At 70.9% G+C, this 14,482-nt stretch carries 15 protein-coding genes; 10 read left to right on the plus strand and 5 right to left on the minus strand.

The window, feature by feature from the left end; translation table 11 throughout:
- Positions 1 to 58 precede the first annotated feature (58 nt).
- The 5 genes from ACIBKY_RS00160 to ACIBKY_RS00180 all read left to right on the plus strand — a co-directional run bounded on the left by ACIBKY_RS00160 (position 59) and on the right by ACIBKY_RS00180 (position 3,106).
- Positions 59 to 472 (plus strand): DUF4395 domain-containing protein, encoded by a 414-nt coding sequence (locus ACIBKY_RS00160; RefSeq protein ID WP_397093225.1) that lies wholly within the window; start codon positions 59 to 61, stop codon positions 470 to 472.
- A complete protein-coding gene (locus ACIBKY_RS00165) occupies positions 469 to 1,308 on the plus strand; it encodes a sulfurtransferase (protein ID WP_184958292.1) in 840 nt (279 codons plus the stop codon). The genes ACIBKY_RS00160 and ACIBKY_RS00165 overlap by 4 nt, the downstream gene beginning before the upstream one ends.
- Positions 1,308 to 1,613 (plus strand): DUF1416 domain-containing protein, encoded by a 306-nt coding sequence (locus tag ACIBKY_RS00170; RefSeq protein ID WP_184958290.1) that lies wholly within the window; start codon positions 1,308 to 1,310, stop codon positions 1,611 to 1,613. Before ACIBKY_RS00165 ends, ACIBKY_RS00170 begins: the two co-directional genes overlap by 1 nt.
- A 213-nt stretch (positions 1,614 to 1,826) precedes the next feature.
- Positions 1,827 to 2,378, plus strand: coding sequence for an RNA polymerase sigma factor (locus ACIBKY_RS00175; RefSeq protein WP_397095420.1), 552 nt, complete (start codon positions 1,827 to 1,829; stop codon positions 2,376 to 2,378).
- Entirely contained in the window at positions 2,375 to 3,106 is a 732-nt protein-coding gene (locus ACIBKY_RS00180) for a methylated-DNA--[protein]-cysteine S-methyltransferase (protein ID WP_397093227.1), read from the plus strand. The genes ACIBKY_RS00175 and ACIBKY_RS00180 overlap by 4 nt, the downstream gene beginning before the upstream one ends.
- Here the strand turns inward: ACIBKY_RS00180 and ACIBKY_RS00185 are convergent.
- The gene (locus ACIBKY_RS00185; protein ID WP_397093229.1) at positions 3,073 to 3,636 is read right to left on the minus strand and encodes a helix-turn-helix domain-containing protein; all 564 of its coding nucleotides are present in this window, start codon (positions 3,634 to 3,636) and stop codon (positions 3,073 to 3,075) included. The two genes, ACIBKY_RS00180 and ACIBKY_RS00185, sit on opposite strands and share 34 nt — an antisense overlap.
- Before the next feature lie 47 nt (positions 3,637 to 3,683).
- Between ACIBKY_RS00185 and ACIBKY_RS00190 the strand changes: the two genes are divergently transcribed.
- Positions 3,684 to 4,859, plus strand: a complete 1,176-nt coding sequence (locus ACIBKY_RS00190; RefSeq protein ID WP_397093231.1) for a benzoate/H(+) symporter BenE family transporter — start codon at positions 3,684 to 3,686, stop codon at positions 4,857 to 4,859.
- Here ACIBKY_RS00190 and ACIBKY_RS00195 read toward each other — a convergent pair.
- Positions 4,814 to 5,182 (minus strand): tetratricopeptide repeat protein, encoded by a 369-nt coding sequence (locus tag ACIBKY_RS00195; RefSeq protein WP_397093233.1) that lies wholly within the window; start codon positions 5,180 to 5,182, stop codon positions 4,814 to 4,816. The two genes, ACIBKY_RS00190 and ACIBKY_RS00195, sit on opposite strands and share 46 nt — an antisense overlap.
- 81 nt (positions 5,183 to 5,263) lie before the next feature.
- Here ACIBKY_RS00195 and ACIBKY_RS00200 point away from each other — a divergent pair, with 81 nt between their 5' ends.
- A complete protein-coding gene (locus tag ACIBKY_RS00200; protein ID WP_397093234.1) occupies positions 5,264 to 6,583 on the plus strand; it encodes a hypothetical protein in 1,320 nt (439 codons plus the stop codon).
- Here ACIBKY_RS00200 and ACIBKY_RS00205 read toward each other — a convergent pair.
- The 3 genes from ACIBKY_RS00205 to ACIBKY_RS00215 are packed head-to-tail and all read right to left on the minus strand — an operon-like array spanning position 6,573 to position 8,740.
- Positions 6,573 to 7,439 carry a hypothetical protein gene (locus ACIBKY_RS00205; RefSeq protein ID WP_397093235.1) on the minus strand — a complete coding sequence of 289 codons (867 nt, stop codon included), beginning with the start codon at positions 7,437 to 7,439 and terminating at the stop codon, positions 6,573 to 6,575. The genes ACIBKY_RS00200 and ACIBKY_RS00205 overlap by 11 nt on opposite strands.
- A 3-nt stretch (positions 7,440 to 7,442) precedes the next feature.
- The gene (locus ACIBKY_RS00210) at positions 7,443 to 8,081 is read right to left on the minus strand and encodes a hypothetical protein (RefSeq protein ID WP_397093237.1); all 639 of its coding nucleotides are present in this window, start codon (positions 8,079 to 8,081) and stop codon (positions 7,443 to 7,445) included.
- Positions 8,078 to 8,740, minus strand: a complete 663-nt coding sequence (locus ACIBKY_RS00215) for a hypothetical protein (RefSeq protein ID WP_397093238.1) — start codon at positions 8,738 to 8,740, stop codon at positions 8,078 to 8,080. Before ACIBKY_RS00215 ends, ACIBKY_RS00210 begins: the two co-directional genes overlap by 4 nt.
- A gap of 170 nt (positions 8,741 to 8,910) precedes the next feature.
- Here ACIBKY_RS00215 and ACIBKY_RS00220 point away from each other — a divergent pair, with 170 nt between their 5' ends.
- From ACIBKY_RS00220 to ACIBKY_RS00230, 3 genes are all read left to right on the plus strand, one after another.
- The gene (locus ACIBKY_RS00220; protein WP_397093239.1) at positions 8,911 to 10,860 is read left to right on the plus strand and encodes a hypothetical protein; all 1,950 of its coding nucleotides are present in this window, start codon (positions 8,911 to 8,913) and stop codon (positions 10,858 to 10,860) included.
- A 169-nt stretch (positions 10,861 to 11,029) separates the two neighbouring features.
- Entirely contained in the window at positions 11,030 to 13,864 is a 2,835-nt protein-coding gene (locus ACIBKY_RS00225; protein ID WP_397093240.1) for an ATP-binding protein, read from the plus strand.
- Between the two features lie 10 nt (positions 13,865 to 13,874).
- Positions 13,875 to 14,480, plus strand: coding sequence for a thermonuclease family protein (locus ACIBKY_RS00230; protein WP_397093241.1), 606 nt, complete (start codon positions 13,875 to 13,877; stop codon positions 14,478 to 14,480).
- Positions 14,481 to 14,482: the final 2 nt, after the last annotated feature.

Genomic DNA, 14,482 nt, shown 5'->3' on the forward strand with positions numbered 1-14,482 from the left:
GACGGTCTCGCGGACATTCAGGTCCGCCCCAACCCGACCCCTTCAGGAGCATCCAGCGATGCGTGCCGACCCTAGAGCGCTGCGCTTCGGCGCCGCGATAACGACCCTGGTCCTGACCCTCGTCCTGGTGGCCGAGAGCCCGTGGCTCCTGGCCGCCCAGGCGGTGGTCTTCGCACTCGGTACGGCGGGTCGCTCGCCGTACACCATGCTCTTCAAGGCGCTCGTCAAGAGCGCTCCGAAGGAGACGGAAGACGCCCGCCCGCCGCGTTTCGCGCAGGTGGTGGGGCTGGTCTTCGCGGGTGCCGGGCTGATCGGTTTCTTCACCGGGATCACGCCGCTCGCCCTGGGGGCGACGGCAGCGGCCCTCCTCGCCGCCCTCCTCAACGCAGCCTTCGGATTCTGTCTTGGCTGCGAGATGTATCTGCTGATTCGCCGTCTACTGCCCGCCGCCAAAATGGAGGTTCCCCAATGAGCCGCTCCGCCGTCCTGGTGGATGCCGACTGGGTCGAGGCCAACCTCGACACGCCCGGTGTCGTACTCGTCGAGGTCGACGAGGACACCAGCGCCTACGACAAGGGCCACATCCGTGGCGCCGTCAAGATCGACTGGAAGTCCGACCTGCAGGACCCGGTCCGCCGCGACTTCGTGGACAAGGCCGGGTTCGAGGCCCTGCTGTCCGAGCGTGGCATCTCCAACGACGACCAGGTCGTGCTCTACGGCGGCAACAACAACTGGTTCGCCGCCTACGCCTACTGGTACTTCAAGCTCTACGGGCACGAGAACGTCCGGCTGCTCGACGGCGGTCGCAAGAAGTGGGAGCTCGACTCCCGCGAGCTGGTCAAGGACGTGCCGGCCAAGGCCGCCACCACCTACGTGGCCCAGGACCAGAACAGCTCCATCCGCGCCTTCCGCGACGACGTCGTCAGCGCGATCGGCAAGCTCAACCTGGTCGACGTGCGCTCGCCCGACGAGTTCACCGGCAAGCTGCTGGCTCCCGCGCACCTCCCCCAGGAGCAGGCCCAGCGCGCCGGCCACGTGCCCACCGCCCGCAACATCCCGTGGTCGAAGTCGGCCAACGACGACGGCACCTTCAAGTCCGACGACGACCTGCGCACCCTCTACGGGGAGGCCGGCGTCGACTTCGGCAAGGACACCATCGCCTACTGCCGTATCGGCGAGCGCTCGGCGCACACGTGGTTCGTGCTGCACGAGATCCTCGACCAGGCCAACGTCAAGAACTACGACGGTTCATGGACCGAGTACGGCTCGCTCGTGGGCGTGCCGATCGAGCTGGGAGAGGCCCGCTGATGTCTGTTGTATCTCAGGGTTGCGCGGCGCCGGAGCAGACCGCGACGCTGCCCGCCGGGATCGACCTGTCCACCCAGGCCGTCATCCAGGGTGTGGTGACCGGCGCGGGCACCGCCTACGCGCGGCTGCTCGACCACTCGGGCGAGTTCACCGGCGAGGTCGTGGTGTCCGACGAGGGCATCTTCCGCTTCTTCGCCGCTCCGGGCGACTGGACCGTCCGCATCATCGCCGGTGGTGGCGTGACGCGTGACGTCCACGTCTCCGCGCGCCTCGGCGAGGTCTCGCAGCTCGCCGTCGCCGTCTGATCGACGTCCCCCTCCAGGGCGGGCCCGCTTCGTGCGGGCCCGCCCTTTTTGCGCCTTTACGGCTCTCGCCCCCTTGCCCGCCCCGCCGCCACCGGCCGGCGCCCGTCGAGCGCCGGTCGTGAGGGCTCACGGGTCGCTCGCCGTAACGCCGCGCGGTGACAGGACCACTGCAACCTCCCTCAGGGCGATGGTGTTCTATGGAACGTGATTGACATGGAATGCCTGGATCCGGTGCGCAAAGCGTTGCTCGACGACCTCGACGAGGGGTTCGCCGAGCTCTTCAACGCTTACCGGGGTCTGGTGTTCTCGACCGCGCTCCGCCTGACGGGCAAGTGGGCCGACGCCGAGGACCTGACGGCCGAGGCGTTCCTGCGTGCCTACCGCGCGCTCGCGGACTACGACCACGAACGCATCTCCGCCCTGCAGCCGCGCGCCTGGATCGTCACGATCGTGATGAACGTCTGGCGCAACTGCGCCCGGCACAAGTCCCGCAAGCCACCACCGCACCTGCTCGACGAGCCGGTCGAGACCCTGGACCCGGGCGAGGGAGTGGAGGAGGCGGCCCTGCGCCACGAGACCGGCGACGAACTGGCCGACCTGCTCGTCCAGCTCCCGAGCGACCAGCGCGCGGCCGTGGTGCTGCGGCACGTCGTCGACCTGCCGGTCAGCGAGATCGCGACGGTCATGCGGATCCCGCAGGGCACCGTCAAATCGCATATCTCACGAGGCCTGAAGCGGCTGCGCACACTGGGAGGTGCCCGATGACCCACGACCCGATCATCACCGGACTCGCGGCACTGGCCGCGGAGCCGCCGCACGACCTCTACGACCGGATCGCCACCCGCTGGACCCGCGTGCCGGGCCCGATCGGCGAGCTGTCGGTGGCCTTCACCGATCGCGGCATCGCGTACGTGCACCACGGCGACGGCTTCGCCGAGACGTTCCGGCGGCGCTTCGGCCGCCCGCTGGTGCGCGCCGAGCGCCCGCCCGCCGGGCTGGTTCCCGCGCTACGCACGGGACAGGCGTCCGGGCTTGAGCTGGACCTGCGCGGGATCAGCGACTTCCAGCGCGACGTGCTGCTGGCCGCGCGGACGATCCCGCGCGGCGAGGTACGCCCGTACGCGTGGATCGCCACCAGGATCGGCCGGCCCAAGGCGGTCAGGGCGGTGGGTACCGCGCTGGGCAACAACCCGGTGCCGCTGCTGATCCCCTGCCACCGGGTGACCCGCTCCGACGGCGTCCCGGGCGAGTACGTCTTCGGCGCGAGCGCGAAGGAGGAGGTGCTGGCGGGCGAGGGCGTGGACCTGGAGCGGATGCGCGAGCTGGCCGGTTCGAGCATCTTCTACCTGGGCAGCGACACCACGGGCGTGGTCTGCTTCCCGACCTGCCACAACGCCCGCCGGATCACCCCGGCGCACCGCGTCGGCTTCCGCACGCTGCCGCAGGCCGAGCGGGCGGGCTACCGGCCCTGCAAGGTCTGCCGTCCCGGGTAGCGGATGAGCAGGCTGGCCTGCACGACGTCGGGTCCCTGCGCCCGGTAGAGGTGCGGCCCGTCGGACGTCCAGCTGATGTGGTCGCCGGGCCCGGCCGTCATCGGCGCGGACGCCGGACCGGCGATCAGGGTGCCGTGGAAGACGGTGAGGTGTTCGGTGACGCCCTCATGGTGGGCGGGCGAGGACTGCGTGGTTCCCGGCGGGACGCGCAGCCGGTAGAGCTCGTAGGTGACCTCCTGGTCCTCGAACACCTCCAGCAGGGTGGCCTCGACGGCGGTGCCGTACATGACCTGGGGTTCCGCGGGGGTGTCGAGGATGGCGCCGATGGGCACGCCGAGCTGCGCGGTGATCGCCCAGAGCGTTTCCAGGGTGGGGTTGCGCTGGCCGGTCTCGACGCCGGAGAGTGTGGCCTTGCCGATCCCGGCCCGCCTGGCCAGCTCCGACAGGGAGACTCCGCGTGCCTCCCGTAGCCTGCGTACGCGCTGGCCCACCTCGCGCGGGTCGCCGTCGAGCGCCGGCCGGGAATCCATGCCGCCCATCTTGCCCTCTCGCCGCCGAGTTCACTACTGTTCCGCAAATGGAACGAACCACCCTGAGACCGGTCATCGCCGGCATCGTGACCGCGGTGGTCGGCTTCGCCAGTTCGTTCACCATCGTGCTGGCCGGCCTGCGCGCCGTCGGCGCGGACTCCCGCCAGGCCGCCTCCGGCCTGCTCGCCCTCTGCGTGGCCGTGGGCGTCACGACCATCGTCCTTTCCGTACGGCACCGCATGCCCATCACCGCCGCCTGGTCCACCCCCGGGGCGGCGCTGTTGCTGTCCACCGGCCCCGTCGATGGCGGCTACTCCGCGGCGGTCGGCGCCTTCCTGGTCTGCGGCCTCGCCATCATGGCCACGGGGCTGTTCCCCGCGCTCGGCCGCCTCATCGCCCGCATCCCGCAGCCGATCGCCGGTGCGATGCTGGCCGGCATCCTGCTCAAGCTGTGCCTGGCGCCGGTGGCCGCGGTCGCGCAGGTGCCGCTCATGGCGATCCCGGTGATCGTGATCTGGGCGCTGCTCTACCGGTTCGCCCGCATGTGGGCGGTGCCGGGCGCGCTGGCCGCCGCCGTCGTGGCGATCGTGGTGACCGCGCCCTCGCTCACCTTCGACGCGGTGCCCGTGGTGGCGCCGGCCGTACCGGCCTTCACCGGCTCCGCCATGGTCGGCATCGCGCTGCCCCTCTTCCTGGTGACGATGGCCTCCCAGAACGTACCGGGCATGGCCGTCCTTTCCGGGTACGGCTTCCGCCCCCCGTTCGGCCAGGTGCTGCTGGCCACCGGGGCCGGCACCGCCGCGGGAGCCTTCCTCGGCGGCCACGCGATCAACCTGGCCGCCATCTCCGCGGCGCTCGCCGCCGGGCCCGACGCCCACGAGGACCCCGCGCGACGCTGGGTCGCCTCCCTGACCTCGGGCATCTCCATGGTCGTCCTGGGCCTGGGATCGGGCCTGGCGGTGGCGCTGGTCCTGCTGGCACCGCCGGTGCTGATCGAGGCTGTGGCCGGTCTGGCGTTGCTCGGCGCACTGGCCGCCTCGATCGCCGCCGCGTTCAGGGCCGGGGTGGAAAGCGCCGCCGTCACCTTCGTGGTGACCGCCTCGGGAGTCTCCTTCTTCGGCGTCGGCCCGGCCTTCTGGGGCCTGCTGGCGGGCGGCGCGTTCCACCTGCTGATGAACTACAAGGACAGCTTCCGCTCGACGCGCGTCACCGAGTCGGCGTAGTCGGGCTCGGCGGCCATGGCCGCGGCCATCCGCAGGTGCGGCAGCGCCTGCTCGGGCTTGCTCGCCCGCTCCAGCGTCCGGCCCAGCAGGAACCGGGCATAGTGGTCGCTCGGGTCGCGCTCGACCAGCGTGCCCAGGGTCTTCCGGGCACGGCCGAGCTGGGCGGAGTGGAAGTAGGCACGGGCGGCGAGCAGGAGCACACCGGGGTCGTCGCCGTGCTCGTCGAGCAGCGGCTCCAGCATGTACAGGGCTCCGAGCGCATCCCGCTGGCCAAGCAACCGCTCGGCGTAGCGGTAACGCTCGATCTCGTTGAGAAGCGTCATAGACGGTTGAACAAACAACTTATCGGCGCCATTCCGCGTTGTAGATGCGCCCATCCGGGGCAGACCGCTACGATTCTGCAGATGTCCGGATCGTCTGGTGTGATGACACCCCCTCGACCTGGGCCAACACCGGCTCAGCGAGCGCCCTCGCCGTACTCGCTGCCCCTCCACACCCTGCGTCTGGCGGGCAAGTGCGCGCTGCCGCTGGTCCTGTGGTTCTCCGCGGGAGAGGTGGCCCGGTGGGCGCTCCTCTACATCGCGACGGAGATCTCCCACGGCGACTTCCGCCAGGCCCGCCTCGTGGTGACCATCACGCTCATGACGGTCATCGTCATGATGGCGATGACCGTCATCACCGGGATGATGCTCTCCCTGCGCGCCGCCATGTGGGAGAGCGCGGCCCGCCGCGCCGACGGGGCGGAGGACGAGTCGTTCTGGTCGTCGCTGAACCGGATCGCCCCCGCGTTCGCGGTGATCTATCTCGCCTGGGAGCTGTACAAGCCCGACGCCAGAGCCTTCCTGGCGATGGACTCGCTGCACAACCTGGACGACAACTTCTACAAGGTCATCTTCAACAACGTCGCCAACGGCACGAAGGAAGAGACCACGCTCAACATGGGGCTGGTCGGTCTCGACTGGCGCGTGTCACTGGGCGCCATGGCGGTGGCGCTGGGGCTGCGGATGCTGTTCGAGCGGCAGGTCGAGCGCGGAGCCGGCAAGCTGGCCGGCGTGGCGCAGGCCTTCGCCGAGTTCGCGTTCATGTTCTGCGGCCTGAACGCGGTCTTCACCTTCGGCGCGCTGCGCGCCGACTGGGCCGAGCACCGGGTCGTGGTCTCCGAGGCGGAGGACATCGTCGTCAAGGCCAAGGAGAGCGTTCCCGGCCTGGAGGCGTTCTGGAACTGGGTGGGCGAGATCTGGCCGTTCATCGTGGACGCTCTGGTCATGCCGCTCACCTGGCTGGCCGTCGCCGTTCTCGTGTTCGGCGGCACGGTCGACGACACCCGGCGGGCGCTGCGCGGCACCCGGCTGGCGGGCAGTGTCGACAGGCTGGAAGGCTCGCACGAGGTCACCCAGCGGTCGGTCAACCGCGTGGTCGGCGGGTTCCAGGAGCGCTGGGTCCCGGTCGTGAACGCCTTCCGCGTCACGGTCAAGGGCGGCGCGACGCTCTTCGGGCTGATGTGCCTGCTGTTCGTGGGAATCCGGGTCGGCGCGGACTATCTGGACAGGGCGGTCAGCACGTTCATCGGCTCGCCCACGCCGTACATGTGGCTGTGGGTCAGCTGGCCCGTCGAGTTCGTCAAGAACCTGCTGGTGACCGTGCTCACCTACTGCCTGCTGGCCGCCACGTTCGACATCGCGGCGACCAGGGCGCGGGCTCGCGGCGAGGACATCACCGCCTGAAGACGATCACGTCGTTGCGGCGGTCCTTCTCCGTGTCCTCGTCGTTCACCTGCAGCAGCTTGTCGGTCGGGGTGTCGGAGCGGTAGGTGATGTTCGGCTCCAGGTTGAGCTGGACCTCCTTGCCGACCGCCGCCGGGACGACCGCCATGGCCAGGTAGCTGTACTCCTTGCCGACCTCGTGCTTGTCGGTCGGGGTGTTGTCCTCGTAGATCTCGGCCATCCACGTCCGCCCGCCGGCGTCCTTCAGCTTGAGTTCCGGCTTGGCGGTGAGCACGGCGCCGGTGTCGTCGGTGGCCGAACGGGTGACGGTGATCTTCAACCACTGCTTGTCGGGGGTGTTGTGCCTGCTGCCCGGGGGCGCGGTGGCCGGTTCGATGGCCGACTTCCAGGACACGTGCTCGTAGGTGAGCGTCTGTCCGGGCTCCGCCAGGTGCACGGTCGGGCTGGGCCGGCCGCTCTTGTAGAACAGGTATCGGTCGGCGGTCGGTACGCCGATGGCCACGACAAGGGCGACGACCGCCCCGATACCGAGCAGGAGGCGGCGCGGCCGAGGCGGCGGCGTGGCGGCGGGCGGCGTCTCCTCCGGAGGGGTCCAGGGCGGCTGGGGCGGCCTCGGGGGCAACGGGCCCGCGCTCGGGATGGCCGGGATGGGCTGTGTCGAACCGCCGGCCGGCTCGGTGGGGGCGGGCGGCCACACCTGCTGGTCGGCGTGGATCGCGGGCCGGGGGCGCGGTGGCGTCGGGGCGGCGGCCCGCCGCCCGGGGCGCCGAATCGGTGGCGCCGGCGGCTGCGGACGCTGCGGGGGCTGGCCGGCGGGCGGGGCGAACCAGTCGCGTTCTGAATCGTTCGTGCTCATCGTCTACTTCTTCTCGCCCAGCGTGTACACGTCCTGAGGGGCGGCGGCGAGTTGCTTGGCCGCCGTCTCGTCGATGCCCAGGTCGATCTCCGCCGCCGGCAGCATCGGCTCGCCATAGAAAGCGCTCGTGGGCGCGGTGAACGAGGCCTGTGCGCCGGCCAGCGCGTCGGCGGGCACGTCGAAGACGAACACGCCCGACGCCCACCAGCCCGGCTGGCTCCACACGTTCGCCAGCGTCTTGCTCCTGTCGACCTTGTCGGTGGTGTCGAAGCGGCGGCCGTCCTCGGCGACCAGAACGGGCGGCCGGATCTTCATGGGTTCCTGCGGAACGGTCGCCGAGGTTTCGACCACCAGGAAGACGTTGCCCGTGACGGCGGTCTTGTCCCCGGCGCGGACGGACTTGGCCGTCTTCACGCCGTCCACGCGGATGGTGAACCGTCCGGTGGCGACCTCCTCGCCCTTGTCGCCGGCGCTCGCGAGCGGCATCGACATCTCGTCGGCGCTCAGGCCGAGGGTCTGGAGTCCCACGGCGGCCGCGGCCAGGGCGAGGCCCACGACGGCGCCGAGAACCTTGGAACCGCCCCCTCCGGCGGGCGCGCGGCGTCTGCGCGGCGCCGCCGGCCGCTGGTCGGTCGCGGTCACTGCGCCGCCTCCTGCTTCACCGGGGCCTTGATGGTGTAGAGCACTTCCACGGCGCGCTCGCGGGTGAAGGGGTCTTCCTTGTCGACGGGCATCCACATCGTCGTGCCGGAGAGGGGGTTCTCGCTCTCCTCCAGCTTGGACAGGCTCAGGGCCACCTCGGGCGGAGCCTGGGCCGCCTTGTCGAGCTCGTAACGGACGGTCACGTCCGACGGGACCCCCGGATGCAGCTGGGAGCTCTTGCCGTCCTCGCCCGAGGGGATGAAGGCCTGCGCGCCCCACTGCGACTTGATCTCCGGCGTCATCTTGATCAGCGTCCCGGCGAAGCCGCTGCCGGCGCCGGTGGCGCTGGAGCCCGCACCGGTGGTGATCGTCGTGTCGCTCTTGTTCGTGACCTTGAAGAGGAGGTCGAGATACCGCCGGGACTCCGCGAATTCGCCCGGACCTCGCTGGACGGTGATCTTGGCCTCCACGAACTCGGTCTCGTACAGGCCCTGGTCGATCTTCTGGCCGGCGGCCATCTGGGGCGGCGGCTTGTCCGGAGCGGTGTTCAGACCGCCGAGCAGGGCGGTGATGCCGAGGGCGGTGAGGATGACCAAGCCGATCGCGGGCACCACAACCGGGCGTTTGGGGATGCTTGGTGCGCCGGAGGGTTCCGTCATGGGTAAGGATGGTAATAGGTCGCGCTTGTCCCATCTGCCGCAATGGTCCCATCCCTGTGATGGATTTGGCGGGAACCCTGCCCGAATAGGGGTTCTAGCTCTTACGCTGTCACGAGCGGCCGACGACGAGGTCGCCGCGGGACAAGGACATATCGCAGCCGGAGGGTCACGTGACGGACGTGCATCCCGAGCATGCGCAGCTCCAGGCCGACCGGATCTACCTGGGCTGGCAGTACGTCCTGCTGCACCCCGACCCCGGCCCGCCGCCGAAGCGGCCCTCGCCCATCGGCGACACCGGCGAACCCGCCGACGCCGGAGAACAGGCCCGCATCGACACCGAGCTGCTGCGGCGCGAGAAGCTCCAGGAGGATCTGCTCAACCGGCCGGTCCGGATCTTCCGGATCTTCATGATCTTTCTCACGTTGCTCATCTTCGCCCTCGCCCTGCTGGGCTATCTCGACTGGTCGTTCGCGCTGATCGGGTTCGTGGCCGCGGGCGGCGTCGCCGGAATCTGCAGCTACGCGCTGCTGCAGGGCGACCGGGCGGTGCGCTACCGGGTCCTGGAGCAGCAGGCGCGCGACGACCGGGTGCGTCAGGAACGTGACAAGGAGTTGTTCCGCGCCCAGGAGGAGCACGCCCAGCGCTACCGCGAGTGGCAGGAGGTCAAGGACCGCCACGACCGGCAGGTCAACTGGTACGCGGTAGCCGTACCGGATGAGATCGACCGCATCGACGTGGCAGGCGGGACGCTGCCCGGATGGTCGGCGCTGATCACGCTGATCGGCGCGACCCGGCTCTACAGCGGCGGGCACCTGACCGTGCTCGACCTGTCCGAGGGCGCCATCGCCAAGGACCTCATCGAGCTGGCCAGGCGCGGCGGCGACGACCCGCTCGTCTGGGTGCTGCCCGTCGACCTGCCCCGGCTGGACCTGGGGGCGACGCTCAAGCCGGAGGCGTTCGCCGACGTGCTGGCCCACGTCGTCAGCGTCAGCGAGGAGCACCGCACCACCCGCGACCTCAGCTTCGACAACGCCATCCTGGAGCGCGTGCTGGAGGTCCTGGGCGAGAACGCCACGATCAGCCAGGTCACCGCGGCCCTGCGGGCGCTGGCCCAGGTGGGCGACCCGCGCGACGACCTGAGGTTCGGGCTGATCACCGCGACGCAGCTGGAGCGCATCGGGACGCTGTTCGGGCGCGGCGTCAGCGACCGCGTGGTGATCGAGCGCGCGTGGGCGCTGGAGTCACAACTGCGCAAGCTCGAAACCCTGGGCACCCAGGCCGTACGGCTCCCGCCCGCGCGCCTGCGCGTGGTCAGCATGGACCGCCAGGCGGGCGTGTTCGGCAACCGGGTCCTCGGCACGTACGTGGCCACGGCGCTGACCCACATCCTGCGCCAGTCGCCCGCCTCCGAACGGCCCTGGTACCACACGATCATCGTCGCGGGCGCGGACAAGCTCCGCGGCGACGTGCTCGACCGGCTCATGGACGCCTGCGAGACCTCCCGCACCGGCCTCGTGCTGACCTACCGCTCGCTGACCCCCACGGTCAGGGAACGGCTGGGCCGCGGGCACGCGGCGGTGGCGTTCATGCGGCTGGGCAACGCCGAGGACGCGCGGGTCGCCAGCGAGCACGTCGGCACCGAGCACCGGCTGGAGCTGGCCCAGCTCACCGAGACGATCAGCGCCTCGGTACCGGGGCTCGACGGCGGCTACACCTCGACGATCTCCCAGGTGGAGGAGTCGACGGAGGAGCGCGGTGACAACCGTACCGACCTGGCCGGGGACATCACCGAGTCGACCGAGTGGGGCAGGACGGCGACCAAGATAGGCGAGAAGGAGCGGGTGCTGCAGCGCTCGCGGGAGTTCCTGGTCGAGCCGCACCAGTTGCAGCAGTTGCCCACGACGTCCGTGATCGTCACCGACGCCACCGCCGAGGGCCGCCGGGTCCGCCTGGCCGACGCCAATCCCGCGATACTGACCTTCCCCAAAACCACGCTTGGCGAGCTGGAGGACGTCCGCGACGCCGTACTGGCGCAGAACGGCAACGAGAACCCCGGCGAGGAGCCACCCCCGAACCTCGGCCCGCCCCCGCCGCGTCTGGACTGGCGCAAGGAGAGGTAAGGACCTCCCCAATGACCGGTCCACACGCCGAATGGAGGCGGACTTTACTAAGAACCATCTGTGGGGGGATGAGATGCAACTAAGCGGACCCTGGTACAGAATCCAGTCGATCGCCGCACCCTCGCGAAGTTCATCGGCGGAGTGGGACTTCGTCTCCATCCTGCCGGCCGTGCTCTCGGCCGCCCAGCGGCAGCGGCCGTTCGTCATCGGCTGGCTCTCGCGCGGCTCCGGCGCGCCGCTGGAGCTGATCACCAACGCCGGGCCGCTGTCGCCGCCCCGGCAGCCGCGCCGCGCGCCGGGGCCCGAAGGCTCGCGCGGCCCCCAGCCGCTGCTGTTCCCCGGCGGGGCCAGGGGCGTGCAACTGGGCGAGGAATGCCTGGCCGACCTGTCCGACCTGGTGTGGATGCCCTGCCCGGGACGCCAGGCGCCGCCGCTGAACGCGCGCAGGGAGCACGATCCCGACGAGCTGAAGCGGCCCACGTTGTTCGAGTCGACGCTGGTCACGCTCATGTCGCGGCCGTTCGCTTGGCTGCTGGTGGCCGAGCCGACCGACATGCTCGACGCGGAGGTCGCCCATCTGCGCACCCAGCTCAACGTCCTCAGGCAGTACGGCGACGCCTCCGAGCGCTCCAGGTTCGACGCCGAGCGCGCCGAGCGCCGCATGCAGGAGCTCGACGCGTTCCGCGAGGCCGGGCTGTGGAACGTCAGGGCGCTGGCCGGCGCCGCCACCGCCGACGAACTGCGCCAGCTCGCACCCGTCCTCGTCGGCTCGGTCGAGATCGGCCACCACCCCTACCGGCTGCGCAGCGCCGCGGGCGCCGTCTACGCGCTGCCCGAGGCGCTGAGCCTGAACCTTCAGGACCCGGGCGACGGCGCCGCGGCGCCGTTCGCGGCCACCGCGGGCGCGCTGGCGGCCCTCGCCGGGCTGCCCAGGCGAGAGGTGCCCGGCCTGCGCGTGCTGGACGCCGGATTCTTCGACGTCACCTCGGAAGCCTCCGAGGCGGGCGAGCTCGACCTGGGCGAGATCCTCGACGGCCAGGACCGCGGCGTGGGCGCCTTCCGGGTACCGCTGGCCACGCTCAACCGCCACGCCTTCGTCACCGGCGCGACCGGCTCCGGCAAGTCGCAGACCGTCCGGCACCTGCTCGAACAGCTCAGCGCCGCCAGGATCCCGTGGCTGGCCATCGAGCCGGCCAAGTCGGAGTACCAGGCCATGGCCGGGCGGATCGACACCCCGGTCACCGTGATCAACCCGTCGGCGCCGGACAGCGTGCCGTTCAGCGTGAACCCGCTGGAGCCCGAGCCCGGCTACCCGGTGCAGGCGCACATCGACATGATCCGGGCGTTGTTCATGGCCGCCTTCGACGCCGAGGAGCCGTTCCCGCAGATCATGTCGCTGGCGTTGCAGCGCGTCTACGAGGCGACCGGCTGGGACGTCGTCACCGGCGGCGCCGTGCCCGGCTCGAAGGTGCCGCCCAGCGTGCCGACGCTGGAACAGCTCCAGCAACACGCCATGGACGTGATCCGGGAGATCGGCTACGGCCGCGAGGTCCAGGCCGACGTCGAGGGCTTCATCTCCCTGCGGCTGCGCTCGCTGCGCGTCGGCTCGGCCGGACGCTTCTTCGAGGGCGGCCACCCGGCCGACATCGGCGGGCTGCTCGAACGCAACGTCGTCCTGGCCATCGAGGACGTCGCCAACGACGAGGACAAAGCCTTCCTCATGGGCACACTGATCATCCGGATCGTGGAGCACCTGCGGATGCGCGCCCGCGGCGAGAAGTCCGGCGGGCTGCGGCACGTGATCGTGATCGAGGAAGCGCACCGGTTGCTGCGCGACCGCGGCGCGGGCCGCGCCTCCACCCACGCCGTCGAACTGCTCGCCGGAATGCTCGCCGAGATCCGCGCGTACGGCGAGGGCATCGTCGTGGCCGAGCAGATCCCCACCAAGCTCGTGTCCGACGTCGTCAAGAACACCGCGCTCAAGGTCGTGCACCGGCTGCCCGCCGAGGACGACAGGCAGCTCGTCGGCGCCGCCATGAACCTCAGCGACGAGCAGTCCCGCCAGGTCGTCTCGCTGCAGCCGGGCGCGGCGGCGGTGTTCGCCGACGGCATGGACCGGCCGCTGCGCATCATGGTGCCGCTCGGGGAGTCGCGGGAGAAGGTGCTGCCGGGACCACCGCCGCCGATCCGGGGGCGGCGCTCGGCGGCCTGCGGGGCGTCGTGCCGTACCGGGCAGGCGTGCACGCTCGTGGAACTGCGCGAGGCGGACGTGCTCGCCGGCGCGCCCGAGTGGGCGTGGTTGCGTATCTGGTGCGACACCGTCGTGCTGGCCTTCGTCGGCAACCGGCCGCTGCCCGGGGTGCCGCGCGCGCTCGCCGGGGTCTGGGCCGAGGTTCCGGCCAGGCGGCGCGAGTGCCTGCTGGCCACGCTCGTTGAGCGGGCGGTCAGCAGGCGGGCGTGGGCGCTGCGGAGCTGGTTCGACCCGGCGCTGCTGGTGGAGAAGGCCGCGGAGACGGCGGCCAAGCTGCTGAACGCGGCCGAGGGCGGCGGCGAACGGCCCGGCCCTTCGTGGGTGATCCCGCAGGTGCGGTGGCTGCACGAGGTGGACAGGCTCTTCCCGTTCGGGCAACCGGCTCCCGACCTGCGCGCGCCCGCGCCGGCGCTGGAGTACGCGCTGTTCGGCACCGGGACCTCCACCGAACTGGTGCGCGGCGAACTGCTCGGCCACCGGGCCAAGGCGCTGCGCCACCACCCGCTGTCGATGGAGATCGACCACAACCGGGCGCTGGCCTGGCGGGTCATCCTGGGCGACGACGAGAACGAGGCCGTGCAGCGCGACATCCTGGCCGTCGCGATCGGGATCGAAGCCGCCGCGCGGCTGCGGCACGTCGGGCAGATGATGGGCGCGGGGTGGCTGGAGAGCGTGCTGTCGTGGCCGCGGCGGTTCGTGCTGCCGTTCGAGAACGGCGGCGCCCCCGAGATCACCTTCGCCGAGTCTGGGTAGGTCTGCCCGTGTGCGACTGACCGTGATTGGAATACTGCTGGTTGTAGCCGCCCTGGGCGCGGTGTACGTACTGGCCGACACCTTCGTCAGGCCGCCCATTTCCGGGCTGGTGCCGGCGAGCCCGCCGCCGGTCGAGAGCGCGCGGGTCGTGTGGGTGAACGACGGCGACTCCATGGTGGTCGCGCCGGTCGACGGGGAGTACGCGGGGCGTGAGCAGCGTGTCCGGCTGATCGGGATCGACGCGCCCGAGATGCGGCCGGCGCCGCAGTGCTGGGCCAGGGAGTCGGCGGACGCGCTGCTGAAGCTGGCGCCTCGGGGATCGATCGTCACCCTCGCCTTTGATACGCAGAAATTTGATGACTACCGGAGGCAGCTGCGTTACGTGTGGAATGCCCGGGGGGTGCTGGTGAACGAGAGCCAGCTGGCCGCAGGGAACGCCTTCTTTCTTCGCGTGTGGCCGAACGTGGCGTACGAGAAGGAGTTCCGGCGGCAGGCGAACCAGGCGCGTACCGGAAAAAAGGGTTTGTGGGGTGGCTGCGCCGACCCCAGGCCGCCCGTCCACGGCGGGAATTCGGCGCCGGCGCCGAGTACCGGGAGCCCGCATGGCCAGCCTTGACT

Origin of the sequence: Nonomuraea sp. NPDC050394 (genome assembly GCF_044459065.1) — a bacterium.
Taxonomy (GTDB): domain Bacteria; phylum Actinomycetota; class Actinomycetes; order Streptosporangiales; family Streptosporangiaceae; genus Nonomuraea.